The organism is Stenomitos rutilans, assembly GCF_059505485.1.
Window position 1 is genome coordinate 1 of sequence record NZ_JCACKR010000127.1, and the last position, 13,355, is coordinate 13,355.

10 protein-coding genes and 1 pseudogene are annotated in these 13,355 nt (G+C 51.7%); 5 read left to right on the plus strand and 6 right to left on the minus strand.

The window, feature by feature from the left end:
• Window positions 1-173: 173 nt before the first annotated feature.
• Both AC5JLP_RS26990 and AC5JLP_RS26995 read right to left on the minus strand, forming a co-directional pair.
• Window positions 174-1,955: a ShlB/FhaC/HecB family hemolysin secretion/activation protein gene (locus AC5JLP_RS26990; protein WP_496070936.1), complete on the minus strand. Its 1,782-nt coding sequence runs from the start codon at window positions 1,953-1,955 to the stop codon at window positions 174-176.
• 446 nt (window positions 1,956-2,401) lie between these two features.
• Entirely contained in the window at window positions 2,402-2,869 is a 468-nt protein-coding gene (locus AC5JLP_RS26995; RefSeq protein ID WP_496070937.1) for a MarR family winged helix-turn-helix transcriptional regulator, read from the minus strand.
• A 296-nt stretch (window positions 2,870-3,165) separates the two neighbouring features.
• On the opposite strand from AC5JLP_RS26995, the gene AC5JLP_RS27000 reads away from it, so the two are divergent.
• The 3 genes from AC5JLP_RS27000 to AC5JLP_RS27010 all read left to right on the plus strand — a co-directional run bounded on the left by AC5JLP_RS27000 (window position 3,166) and on the right by AC5JLP_RS27010 (window position 8,450).
• Complete coding sequence (locus tag AC5JLP_RS27000) at window positions 3,166-4,509, plus strand: efflux RND transporter periplasmic adaptor subunit (protein WP_496070938.1); 1,344 nt, start codon at window positions 3,166-3,168, stop codon at window positions 4,507-4,509.
• A 295-nt stretch (window positions 4,510-4,804) separates the two neighbouring features.
• Window positions 4,805-7,981 carry an efflux RND transporter permease subunit gene (locus tag AC5JLP_RS27005; protein WP_496070939.1) on the plus strand — a complete coding sequence of 1,059 codons (3,177 nt, stop codon included), beginning with the start codon at window positions 4,805-4,807 and terminating at the stop codon, window positions 7,979-7,981.
• A 226-nt stretch (window positions 7,982-8,207) separates the two neighbouring features.
• Entirely contained in the window at window positions 8,208-8,450 is a 243-nt protein-coding gene (locus AC5JLP_RS27010; protein ID WP_496070940.1) for a hypothetical protein, read from the plus strand.
• Here AC5JLP_RS27010 and AC5JLP_RS27015 read toward each other — a convergent pair.
• The 4 genes from AC5JLP_RS27015 to AC5JLP_RS27030 all read right to left on the minus strand — a co-directional run bounded on the left by AC5JLP_RS27015 (window position 8,424) and on the right by AC5JLP_RS27030 (window position 11,878).
• Window positions 8,424-9,179, minus strand: a complete 756-nt coding sequence (locus AC5JLP_RS27015; RefSeq protein WP_496070941.1) for a WecB/TagA/CpsF family glycosyltransferase — start codon at window positions 9,177-9,179, stop codon at window positions 8,424-8,426. The two genes, AC5JLP_RS27010 and AC5JLP_RS27015, sit on opposite strands and share 27 nt — an antisense overlap.
• A gap of 30 nt (window positions 9,180-9,209) precedes the next feature.
• Window positions 9,210-10,196 carry a biotin synthase BioB gene (gene bioB / locus AC5JLP_RS27020; protein ID WP_496070942.1) on the minus strand — a complete coding sequence of 329 codons (987 nt, stop codon included), beginning with the start codon at window positions 10,194-10,196 and terminating at the stop codon, window positions 9,210-9,212.
• 243 nt (window positions 10,197-10,439) lie between these two features.
• Entirely contained in the window at window positions 10,440-11,264 is an 825-nt protein-coding gene (locus tag AC5JLP_RS27025) for an NAD-dependent epimerase/dehydratase family protein (protein ID WP_496070943.1), read from the minus strand.
• 5 nt (window positions 11,265-11,269) lie between these two features.
• Window positions 11,270-11,878 (minus strand): rhomboid family intramembrane serine protease, encoded by a 609-nt coding sequence (locus AC5JLP_RS27030; RefSeq protein ID WP_496070944.1) that lies wholly within the window; start codon window positions 11,876-11,878, stop codon window positions 11,270-11,272.
• A 235-nt stretch (window positions 11,879-12,113) separates the two neighbouring features.
• Between AC5JLP_RS27030 and AC5JLP_RS27035 the strand changes: the two are divergent.
• Together AC5JLP_RS27035 and AC5JLP_RS27040 are read left to right on the plus strand one after the other, a co-directional pair.
• Window positions 12,114-12,282 (plus strand): annotated as a pseudogene (locus AC5JLP_RS27035) (IS1 family transposase); the annotation flags it as partial.
• A gap of 176 nt (window positions 12,283-12,458) precedes the next feature.
• Entirely contained in the window at window positions 12,459-13,343 is an 885-nt protein-coding gene (locus AC5JLP_RS27040; protein WP_496070945.1) for an NmrA/HSCARG family protein, read from the plus strand.
• The last annotated feature ends 12 nt before the right edge of the window (window positions 13,344-13,355 follow it).

The window sequence follows — 13,355 nt, forward strand, 5'->3', positions numbered from 1 at the left end:
GTTCTCCTCGCTGCAACTCAACGGGTTCTAACTGTAAGAGATCTATTGATGTTGCAGTTCTATACCGTTCGCGTAGCGTGCCGCAGGCTTAGGTTGGGGAGCCTATGAAGGGCTTCTTGATCCAAGTCTCCATACCATTGGCAAACGGCATACTCATTTTTTCAGAAATCACCTCAAAATGGTTGATTGTAGATAAGGGAGAAGTAAAAGCCTTGCTCCTGCAATGTCCGTTGATCGCCAGAGACATCGGTTAAAGGAATACCCCAATCAAAGCGAGCCGTCACGCGATCGCCGATCTGAAACCGCAGACCTAAACCAACCGAGACTAAGGTATTTGGCGACGGGTTCGTACCATTGCTCTGGTTAAAGCCATGACCAATATCTACAAAGGGCGTTAGTTGCAGCACCGCATGATCAAGATTGGGCAGACGAAGAATGGGAATCCTGACTTCAGCGGAGGCAAAGAGGCCACTATCTGTGAATAGCTGGTCTTGCCGATAGCCCCGCACACTATCTTGCCCACCAATCCCAAATTGTTCCAGAGGCACCAGGGGCCGATCTGCTAGTTGGATGTCGCCTCGCAGCAGCAGTAACGTATCAGGTGCCAAAAGGCGAACATACTGAGCCTGCCCTCTCCAGCTAAAAAAGTTGCCATCAGGTGGGGCAGGGTTAATCGTGGCGTTCAATGCACTCAGCCCAAAACTGAACTGAGATCGAAAGGCAAGGACTTCTGCCTGGTTCCGCCGAATATATTCCTGGAAAAACCGCAATGCCGTAATGCGCGTCTTACCCTCGCTATCAGCTCCGATCGAGGGAAAGGGAATTTCGCCGCCCAGTAAAGTTGCACCACTCTCGCGATGGCTAGCTGTTAGACCCAGCGCAAACTCCTGAGTGACAGTTTGCAGAAGCGGTTGGCGTACCGTTAATTCAATATAGTTCGAGTTCGAGTTAATATCGAGAACATCAAACGGAGGCTCAATGACACGACTAAATGCAAAGCCGCCATTGAGGGAAAGCGTCCCATTGCGTGGATTAAAAGGAATGGTATAGCTGGCATCTAATGCATTGCTGCCATCGGTGTTGGTGTAGGCAAGGCTCAAACTATCGCCCAATCCCAATAAGTCAGCATTGGTGAGCTGCACCCGCCGCCGAAAGGTGCCCACACTAGGCGTGCGCCCATTATCGAGACTGATCTGAGCGTCCCAAATGGTCGCCTCAGTGATGTTGACTTCGAGCAAATTGTCACCCGGTTTGGTCCCAGCAGATAATTCCGCAGACACCGTTTTAATCAAGGGATTTAGTTGCAGCAGTTGGAGAGCTTCCAACAGCCGTTTTTGGTTCAGCGGCTTGGTGGTAGCGATCGCCAAACGACTCCGCACATAGTTGGCATTGAGATGACGGTTCCCCGTCACTTTGATAGCTTCCAACCCACCTTCATTCACCTGAATTTTCACTACCCCTCCTTCCAGTGCTTGGGGAGGGATAAAGGCACCGGAGGTGATATAGCCAGCCTTAACGTAAAGTTCTGTAACTTTAGTGCGTACCTCAAACAACTCAGGCAGCGAGAGCGGACGCTTTGTATAGTCTCTGGTAATTTTGTCAAAGTCCTGCTGATTGAAGACCGTACTGCCAACGACATCGAACCGCTCTACAGTGATGGTTTCGGGTACAGTTTCAGAGGGTGAACCAGGCGGTAGGATTTCCGGTGTATCAGGTGGCAGTAACTCTTCGGGGGGTGGCAGTTGAGGAGGGATCGCTGGTTGCGGCGAGGGCGTCGCTGTGGGGGGGATGGGAATGACATCCTGCGGTGGCAGAGAGGGCGTTGTGGGTTTTGGCAGGGCCGGAGTGGGCACCTGAGCAGCATTGGTCGTTTGAGCGTTGAGTGGTTTTGCCGACAAGCTACTAGCCAATAGAGCTAGAATCATCCACAGCCAGAATCGATCGGGTTTAGTCATTAAGAGAAGCACTTGGAAAAGTCACCCGTTACTGATCACTCAGCTCAGACCTTATAAAGCCAACCTTGCAGGGTTAAAGAAAAGACATCATTGCTATTGTTGTAGAAAGCGGCAAAGCACAAATGTAGATTGCCATAATTTTGGCTAGCAGAAGAAATATAGCTCATCTTCCGTACTAAGGATCCTATTTCCATATACGTATTTGTGCTTATGGTTAAAACCAATCAAGTACGGATCAACGCTACTTAACTTGAATGCTTAGGATCGCGGCTTAAATAACTTTGACATGTGAGATGTTCTGTAGGGGGCGCACGGCCGTGCGCCCGTACCTCAAGATCACACTTTTAGGACTTACGCAGTCGACCCCTTCTCTTGTATGCCTGCCAGGGCTACAAATTGGGTGCTGGGGGCCAGTTTTGCGAGACTTTGCGTAAGTCCTAAGTTGCTCAGGGTTGGTGTGTTGATTCAAAGACCTTTCGCAAAATGATTAACCCGGTTGAGACGCTGAGCAGTTGTTCGTCTGTCAAGTTGTGGAGTAAGGCTGCAATAGTATCGCGCGTTTTTTCACGGCTGTGTTGAAGATGGGACGATCCCGCTTCTGTCAAATGAAGTAAGACGTGGCGACGTTCTTGCGGATCTTCGGTGCGGTTGACCAATGCTCGCTGCACTAGACGATCGGTCATTGCCGAGGCAGTCGCCCGCGTTACACCGAGGTGCTCGGCAACCGCTGATAACGAGGAACCTGGGCAACGGCTCAGAAAGGCCAAAACACGAAACTGGGGAACTGAAAGCAGCGATGCGCTCTGACTTCGCATCTCCGTGCGGATGAACTGCATGATCGTTGGCATCGTTTCCATTAACTCGATCGCACACTGATTGGAAGGTACCTCCGGGGTCAATGGTTCCAGGCTCATCCGATCGCAAAGCTCCTAAAGAAGACGGATAAATGGTTAGTACGGGGATCACGCTGGTATGAGAAGCAGGCGTGCTTTTGCGGTTTCCGGCTCAGCTAGCGCAAAAAACGCGAGTCATAGAACCCTTGAGCGCTTTTAGCAGTCTTACATTGATTGTCGGTAGTGCAACCAGCGTCATGACACACTCCACGATCAAAATCTCTATTGAGATACATAGCCGTGAGCTGAGATATATGTAACACTAACAGTCAGCTTAGCTAACTAAATTTAACACGTTCTACAATTTGCATAGAGATATGTACCAACAGCGCTTTCCGCAATGGTTGAGCTATGGTCGCTTTTGGCTGTTGCTCGTGGGGCTCACGTGTCTATCTGCCTGCGCGGCCTCTGATGCCCAATCGGTTAAGGCGGGGAAAGGCGGTGAGAAACGCCCTGTTCCTGTTGTGATGGCAGCCGTCACTCAAAAAACAGTTCCTGTTCTAGTGCAAGCGACGGGAACTGTGCAGGCATACTCGACGATAGCGGTGACATCACAAATCAGTGGGCAGTTAACGGCGGTTTACTTCAAAGAAGGGCAGGAAGTGCAGCAAGGCGATCGGCTCTTTACGATCGATCCGCGCCCGTTGCAAACATCCGTTGATCAAGCCTTTGCTGATCGAGCCAAAGCGGTTGCTCAAGTCAAGCAAGCAGAAGCAGCTCTCGCACAGGCTAAGGCGCAGGTCAATCAGGCAAAGGCAACGGTGGCGAAGGATGTCGCTCAGGCGAACAATGCAAGCGTGCAGGCACAGCGCTATAGCGGTTTGTTGAATCAGGGAGCGGTGAGCCGGGAACAAGCCGATCAATTTCGTACCAGCGCTGCGGCACAGGATGCAACCGTTGCGGCTGACCAAAGCAATGTCGGGAACGCGATCGCAGCGGTAGCAGCGGCCAGAGCCAATCTTCAAAGCGCCCAAGCAGCCGTCAATGGCACAGATGCCACGATTGACAATGCCAAAGTTCAGCTTTCCTACAGCACCATCAATGCGCCGATCAACGGGCGCACTGGTAGCTTAAAGATCAACCAAGGCAACCTGGTCAAGGCCAATGATACAAATCCGCTGGTTGTCATTAGCCAGATCCGTCCCATTTATGTCACCTTCTCGGTGCCTCAACGACAGCTACCAGCGATCAAGCAGTATCAGGCGCGGGGACAGCTAGAAGTTGACGTTTTACCCGTGAAAGATACTGGAAAACCTGTGCGCGGAACGTTGGTCTTTGTGGACAGTAGCGTTGATCCAACCACTGGCACAATTCAGCTCAAAGCGTCCTTTCCCAACGCAGAGGGGCGGCTCACCCCCGGTCAGTTTGTCAATGTGATGCTGAAACTGACGACAGAAACGAACGCGATCGTGGTGCCTTCACAAGCCATTCAAACGGGACAGAAAGGGGAATTTGTGTATGTCGTCAAAGCCGATAAAACGGTAGAAATGCGATCGATCGTGACGGGTCCATCGGTCAATAACCAGGTGGTGATCAAACAAGGATTGCAGTCTGGGGAAACCGTTGTTACCGATGGGCAATTTAATCTCGTTCCTGGCGCTACCGTGCAAGCGAAACAAGCAGGAGAGCCAGGAAACAAGGGCACTGAGGCCACCAAGTGATCAACGACGTATCGCTGATTTCCTTGCGCCTAGGGCGCGTCATCAATTAAGTTCAGAAACCTTGAAGTATCAGCCTTACCGCACCCGTTCTCACAAACCAGGCTAGGGGCTGGAACCCTTGCTACAAATCATGTGTATGAGTTATTGATGACAGCCCCTAGCAAATTGTCAACGTTGAGTTGAGCAGTCGATGAGTGGATGAGTGGAGGTGCAATGCTCCCATCTCCCCATCCACCCGTTCACCCATCCACTCCTAACCCATCAGTGCAATCTTGACAGATCACTCGTTACCCTCATGAACCTCTCCGAACTCTTTATCCGTCGCCCCATCATGACCACTCTGGTTGTGATCGGTCTTTTAATCTTTGGGTTGGGAAGCTACCGCCTGCTCCCCGTGAGCGACTTACCGAATGTGGATTTTCCGACGATTCAGGTCTCGGCTAGTTTGCCGGGAGCTAGCCCAGAGACGATGGCATCCTCGGTTGCAACACCCTTAGAAAACCAGTTTTCGAGTATTGCTGGCATTAGTTCGATGAACTCGACCAGTTCTCTAGGCAGTACGCAGATTACGCTGCAGTTTGACCTTAGCCGCGATATTGATGGGGCTGCTCAGGATGTACAATCAGCGATCGCCGCGGCTGCGAGACAACTGCCCACTACCTTGCCCAGCCCGCCATCCTACCGTAAGGTCAATCCAGCCGATCAGCCGATTCTTTACCTCGCACTCAGTTCATCGGTCTTGCCGCTTTCCACGATTGATAAGTACGCCGAAAACCAACTGGCACAACAGCTTTCGATGGTTGATGGCGTTGCGCAAGTCAGCGTTTATGGATCGCAGAAGTACGCAGTGCGCGTCCAGCTTGATCCACAGTCGCTCAGCGCTAAAGGGATTGGTCTGGACGAAGTTGCCACTGCGATCGACAACGGTAACTCCAATGTGCCTACTGGCACCCTCTATGGGCAACAACAGAACTACACCGTTGAGTCCAATGGACAGTTGAACGATGCAGCCGCGTATCGATCGCTGGTGGTCGCTTACAAAAATGGTGCTCCGGTACATCTGGGAGATGTGGGGCAGGTAATCGACAGTGTGCAGAATGACAAAGTGGCAAGCTGGTACAACGGTGTACGCGCGATCGTACTAGCCATTCAAAAACAACCGGGCACAAACACGGTTGAAATTGTAGAGCATATCAAACAAATCTTGCCGAGTTTCCGTAAGCAGATTCCCGCTGCGATCAACATGGAGATTCAGTTCGATCGCTCCCAGCCGATCAAAGAATCGGTCGAAGACGTGCAGTTTACCTTAATGCTGACCATCTGTTTGGTCGTGCTGGTCATCTTCCTCTTTCTGCGTAACCTTTCAGCCACCGTTATTCCTAGCCTAGCTGTCCCGCTGTCGATCGTCGCAACCTTTGGAGTCATGCTGTTGCTGGGTTACTCGCTCGATAACCTCTCGCTGATGGCACTGACGCTCTCAGTCGGTTTTGTCGTTGATGATGCGGTCGTCATGCTAGAAAACATCGTGCGGCATATGGAAATGGGCGAGAGCCGTATGGAAGCGGCCTTGAACGGCTCTAAAGAAATCGGTTTTACGATTCTGTCGATGACCATTTCGCTGGTTGCCGTTTTCATTCCTATCCTGTTTATGGGTGGCATTTTAGGGCGGCTGTTTCGGGAGTTTGCCGTGACGATTAGCGTCGCCATTTTGATTTCGGGCGTTATCTCCCTTAGCCTTACGCCGATGCTGTGTTCTCGGTTTCTGCGGCCACCAAATCATCCGCAGCATGGCGCGAGTAACAGCGGCAATGGTGTTGGATCAAATCCAAGCCACAGTCGTCGATCCAAATGTCAAACGCTTAAAACCCGTCTTTATGAGGCGTCTGAAGGTGCTTTCAATCGTATGCAAAGTGCGTATGCCTGGAGTTTGCGCCAATCGCTCAAGCATCATCGCTTTACCATGCTTGTGTCTGGGGCCATTCTCGTTGCCACCGTTCTTCTGTTCGTAGTTGTACCTAAGGGCTTTATTCCCAGTACCGATATTGGTCAAATTACCGCCAACACCCAGGCGGCACAGGATATTTCTTTTGATGAAATGGTTAAGCATCAGCAGGCGATCGCGGCAATTATTCGGCGCGACCCCAACGTGGATGTTGTGAACTCAACGGTTGGTGCGGGCGGTCCCAACGCTTCTGCCAATGCTGGGCGCATCTTCATTCGACTGAAACCACGCGCCGATCGACCACTCAGTGCTGATGACGTTGTGCAGGAATTACGGCCCAAATTAACGCGGATTCCTGGGATTAAAGTCTTTTTGCAAAACCCACCTGCAATCAACATTGGTGGACAGCAGAGTAAAGCGCAGTATCAATACACCCTGCAAAGCTCTACTCTGCAAGCGCTTTATGACTATGCACCCAAGTTGGAAGACAAACTGCGCCAGTTGTCGGAGTTGCAGGATGTGAACAGCGATTTGCAAATCAACAATCCTCAAATTCAGGTGGAGATTAATCGTGACCAGTCTGCTGCTCTCGGCTTAACTGCAAACCAGGTTGAAACAGCGTTGGGAGACGCTTATGGCACTCGCCAGGTATCTACAATCTATGCGCCCGATAGTCAATATCAAGTGATTCTCAGCGTCTTGCCGCAATATCAACAAAACCCAAATGCGCTGGAATTGCTCTCCGTTCGCAACCCTAGCGGACAACTCATACCGCTCAATGCAGTAGCCACTCTAGCCAAGAGTGCAGGCCCGCTCACGATCGGTCATTTAGGGCAGCTATCGGCTGTAACACTTTCGTTCAACCTCAAACCAGGCATTTCGCTGAGCGATGTCACAGGCAAGATTGATCAACTTGCGCGGCAAACCTTACCCGACAGCATCACAACGAGTTTTCAAGGATCAGCTCAGGCCTTTCAGTCGTCGCTACAGGGGTTAGGATGGCTACTGCTGGCGGCAATTTTGGTGATTTACATTGTACTGGGCATTCTCTACGAGAATTTCATTCATCCACTTACCATTCTTTCTAGCCTTCCCTCTGCTGGCTTTGGTGCCTTGCTAACCCTTTTGCTGTTCCATGTCGATCTCAACATCTATGCGTTTGTCGGCATCATTTTGCTGATTGGCATTGTGAAGAAAAACGGCATCATGATGGTAGATTTTGCGGTTGAAGCCCGCCAGCAAGGCAAAAGCCCTTACGATGCTATTTACGAAGCGTGTTTGGTACGGTTCCGCCCGATTATGATGACTACGATGGCAGCGTTGATGGGAACCTTGCCGATCGCAGTGGGATTTGGTGCTGGAGCCGATGCTCGTCGCCCGTTGGGGCTAGTGGTAGTCGGTGGGCTGCTATTTTCACAGTTTCTTACTCTGTACCTCACACCAGTTTTCTATACCTATATGGAATCCTGGCAAGACAAGTTGGACAAGCGTCAATGGCAGCAACGCGAACGAGCTAAGCAACATTCTTAGAAACCTGATTCCCTTTCACTACGGCTATTGAGACAAGTCAGAGCGCACTCGTGCTGCGAATGAATTAACTTGGCAATCAGAACAGCCAGATACTCCGTTTGCCAGGTTTTATCATACGCTCGTAGGCCATTTGATTGGGCGGTGTACTGGCTCACTTGCAGTGTTCCTCTTCCATGCCAACACTGCACCCAGCGTGATGGAGACGGGTGAAATGACAGGGTAGCGTGTGGGAGCGACAGTTTTAGCCATAACGCTGAACATGTTCTTTGGCATCTTGCTTCATGCGTCCCATCCACCCGCCGCTGCAACAACCCTATTTTTGTACAGGCAAGATCAGGACCTGAAATCGATTTTGACCTGCCACACGATCGCGATCGCCGCTTCCCAACGCACCCTTCAGCAAACCAACTGGCACACCATGCTACCTAATGCACTTGTCGGTTTACCGCTGCGTCACGCGATACACTAGCGATCGCCACGCAAACTGAGGTAGCGCCAACATCCGCCGCCAACGCCAGGGTTCCTGATATAGACGATAAACCCACTCTAAATGGTTATCTCGTAACCAGCTTGGTGCGCGTGTTTTCACGCCTGCCCAAACGTCAAAGCTCCCGCCAACCCCAATCCAGATAGCATTTAGGCACACGTGGCGATGCTTCGCGATCCAAAATTCTTGTCGAGGCACCCCTAGCCCAACCAGAATCAACTGGGGTTGCGTCTCTTTGAGCGTTTGCAGAAAGGCTGGCTCGTCTTCAGGCGAGAGATAACCATGTTGGGCGATCGCGATCGTGATCCCTGGTGCCCGCTCTTGCCAAATGGTTGCGGCTGTTTGAATCACCTCAGGTTTACCGCCAAAAAAGGCAACGGTGCCCAGAGAGGACGATCGTCCAAATTCGCGCAATAGGGATTCGGCTAGTTCAATGCCCGGACAGCGCTGGGTCGATCGGCCATACAGCTTTAGATACAGCACAATCCCCGCACCATCGGGAATGACTAACTCTGCTTCCCGAATAATCTTGGCTAACGGCAGATTTTGCTCCGCTGCCATCGTCATCTCTGCATTCAGCGTGACAACATGGCACCCCTGCGTCTGTTCAGCACGCGCAAGGAGCCATCCTGCATAATCATCTAATAGATGAACAGGCAACCCCAAGACTGAAAATGGCTCTGGTGCTTCTAATGGAATAAACTTCTGCACAGTGCTGCCTCACGCTCTCAGAGTCGGTTTTCAGACACTAGATTTTACCTTATTCGGCACCATACCTAACCGACTTAATAGTTGTGCATCCTGAGTAGTATCTGGGTTGGGGGTCGTGAGCAAGACGGGGCCTGTGAAGATGGAATTGGCTCCTGCCAGCATACACAGGGCTTGTAGTTCGTCGCTCATGTGTAGCCGTCCCGCCGAGAGCCGCACGATCGCCCTCGGAAACAAAACGCGGGTCGTAGCCACCATGCGCACTAGCTCGATCGGATCGACGGGTGCAACATCTTGCAACGGTGTTCCAGCAACGGGTACTAAGCAGTTGATGGGAATGGATTCTGGCACCGGATCAAGTTCGGCCAGCGCGACTAAAAGGGAGAGGCGATCGCTCACCGATTCGCCCATACCGAGAATGCCACCACAGCATACCGAAATACCCGCTGCGCTCACGGCTCGAATGGTTTCCAGCCGATCTTGATAGGTGCGCGTCGTAATGACTTTCCCGTAGTAATCCGGTGAGGTATCAAGGTTATGGTTATACGCCGTCAAGCCTGCTTCCTTCAAGCGCTGTGCCTGATGGGGCTTAAGCATGCCCAACGTGCAGCACACTTCCATCTCCAGCGCAGCAACCTGACGCACCACTTCTAGCACGCGATCGAACTGAGCACCATCTTTCACTTCGCGCCATGCCGCACCCATGCAAAAGCGGGTCGAGCCATGTGCTTTTGCCGCTTTCGCTTCAGTAACGACTGCTTCGACCTCTGATAGCGGCTGTGGCTCTAGCGCCGTTTTGTTGTGAACGCTTTGAGAGCAGTAACCGCAATCTTCGGGACACAGCCCCGTTTTGATATTGCAAAGGGTACAAAGCTGCACGGCACGCGGATCGTGATGCTGACGATGAATCTGCTGCGCCTCAAACAATAGGTCAGGTAGCGGCTGGTGATAGATGCGATCGATCCGTTCACGCAAGGATGCCTGATTGGAATGTGAAGTTTGAAGCAGCGTTGTCGTCATAAAAAATCTCTTCCATGTCTGTAAAGTCTTTGCCGAGTCAAATGGGTCTGCCAACCCAATCGCGCCCTTCGAGTTAACCACTGTTGCTGACGGTTAGCACTCTGATTCGGGGGGTGTAGGGGAGTTAGGCCCCCACGTCGCGGGGGAGCGGGGGGAAGTCCCCCGATCAAGATCTCAGCTTTGTTGCCAGATCTGCTGCGAGCACACCGTTTGCCACATTCCAGCGCGATCGCTTTCGCTAGATTACACCGTCTCTACGATCTCTGGATAGAGAAATTGATAACCCGCATCCCGCAGCTTTTGATTCGACACTTTGGCGTTATAGGGACGAGTGCTGGTTTGAGCCGCATCCCAACGCACGTTAGGCAAGTTGTGAGCCGCAAACACGCGCTCCAGCAACTCCCGCGTTGTGATGGGAACGCTGCCCACCAGGTTATAAATGCCGGTCAACGATTGCTGCCGCGCAAAGTCGATCGCGCCCACAATGTCATCTAGATGCACCCAATTTGCTGCATCCTCGCCATTGCCCGATCGCGTTGTACCTGCCGCCCGTCCAAAGATTTTCACCAACCCACGTCCTGGCCCATAAATGCCACCGAGCCGAAGAACGCAGACTTTGAGCGAGTCACTCGCTGCACTCAGCAACACCTGCTCCGTCTCTGCCAGAATCTCACCATTGCGATTTGCAGGCGCAACGGCGGTCGTTTCATCTACCCAGGCACCCTGTCGATCGCCATACACCGCGTAGCTCCCGGTATAAATCACTTGGTTCACAGGAGACTGCTTTAACACTGCCACCAACGTTTTTGCCGTTTGTAGATACGTCTCTTCATACGCATTTGCATGCGGCGCACCCACGCTCAGCAAGACAACAGACTGATGATGCAGGAGAGATCGCAGTCCCGCCTCATCATTGCCATTCACAACCTGCACATTCTGCGCCACTGAGGCGAGTTCTGCAATGCGATCGGGTGTTGTTGTCGTTACTGTCACCATCAGCAGTTGTCGCCACCGTTGCGCTACCGCCTGACCCACATAGCCACAGCCAAGAATTGTTACATTTGCCACTTGCCCTACACCCTATCCCCTACACCCTTCTTCGGCGTTAGCAGTTTCGCCGCCAACACCCCACCAATAAAGCCAAACAGATGCCCCTCCCACGAGATGCCGATACGGCTGGGGAGTACGCCCCAGATGAGACTGCCGTAGAGCACGCCGACAAAGAGCGATATGGCGATCGCCGTCATACTCCGCTCAAAGTAGCTCCGTGCTAGCAGATAGCCCAGATAGCCAAAGATCACACCACTCGCGCCAATGTGAACGCCCGGTGAGCCAAACAGCCACGTTCCCAGCCCACTCACAAACCCGGCGATGAGGCTGACCCAGAAAAAATCGCTGGTTTCGCGGAGCATAATCAGCCAGCCCAGGGCGATGAACGGCACCGTATTGCTAATGAGGTGAGCAAAATTGCCGTGCAGAAAGGGCGCAAACAAAATGCCGCGCAGTCCAATGACATGACGCGGAATGATGCCGTAAATATCCAGCGTTTCGCGTAACCCCACTCGAAACACAAACTGATCCAGAATCTCAATCACCCACATAACCGCTACCAAGCCACCCAAAATCCACATCTGGGCCTTAAACTCTTGGGCGATCGCATCTTTTTCTGCACTGCTGCTCATACTGCTTCTGTCGTCCATTACTCTGTAAGGTCTAACTGCAACTACACCTGCAACACACCTTCCTCCGCTATTGTACAAACTTCAGCAGAGGATGCCTGTGTTCTCCCAAAGCCTGGGGTGCGATCGATGATGTGATCAGATGTGATCAATTGAGAGCAGTAAAAAGTGTCATGAGCAAAACTCAATAGCTTCCGAAAGAGTATCAAAGACTCACAAGTGAGCTATCAAGACTCATGAGCAACTCCTGTTGGAGAAGCTGCCCTTGGCAGGCATAGCCAGAGTGACCGGGGTTTCTGAGCTTTAGTTGCAACGCTACGTCAATGCCAAACATGCGGCTGTGCCTCGACAAGCGACGGTGCGAGCCAAAAAAAGGGCGCTTAACGATTCAGTGCGATGAACTGTTTGTCGCGATCGCCATCCTTCACCACCTCAAATTGTCGCCAAATCTCTTTCAAAAGATAGTGGAAAACTATTGATACAGTTACCACCCTTGAAGGGGACACAGCGGGTGCGAAAGAGTGATTTTTAATTGGAGCAGACGAGTTCCGTTGTTAGAGAAAATGTAGTTCAAATTAAATCAATGAATCAGCAACAGAATAAGGAACGCTTAATTCTAGTCACTGGAGCCACTGGCAACCAGGGAGGCGCAGTAGCGGGGAGCCTACTCAAACAGGGGTTTTCAGTCCGAGCTTTTGTGCGTGATCCAGAAAAGAGTCAGGCGGTTGCGCTTGCTAATCAAGGAGCCGAATTAGCCGTTGGCAATCTCAACGATCGCGCTTCCCTCGATCGCGCCTTGCAAGGTGCGTATGGTGTTTTTTCGGTGCAAGATTTTCAAGGCGGATTGGAAACCGAAATCCGTCAGGGCCAGGCGGTTGCAGACGCAGCGAAAGCCGCAGGGGTTCAGCATTTTGTCTACAGCTCAGTGGGTAGTGCAGAGCGCAAAACTGGTATTCCGCATTTTGACAGCAAGTTTCAGGTTGAAAAATACATCCGCTCAATCGAGTTACCCTATACAATCCTGCGTCCAGTTTTCTTCTTTTACAATTACAACTCGATGCGATCGATGATTGAGCAGGGAAACCTTGCCCTGCCGCTCAGTCCCCAAACAAAATTGCAGCAATTGTCCGAAGCAGATTACGGGGCAATGGTTGCTGAGGTGTTTGAGCATCCCGCAGAGTTCATGAATCACGAAATTGAAGTTGCCAGTGTGGAAATGACAATGCCAGAAATTGCTGCTGCATTCAGCCGCGTTTCTGGCAAAACCGTCCACTACCAACAGATTCCGTTTGAAGCCTTTGAGCAACAAACTGGAGCGGAAATGACTATCATGTACCGCTGGTTTGAGAACGTGGGCTATGCAGCGGATCTAGCCCAGTTGAAACGCGAGTTTCCGGCACCGACCGACTTTGAATCCTATTTGCGCGCTCACGACTGGGCAAAACCAGTTGGCAGTGTGTCGGCATGACTCAGGCGTGAA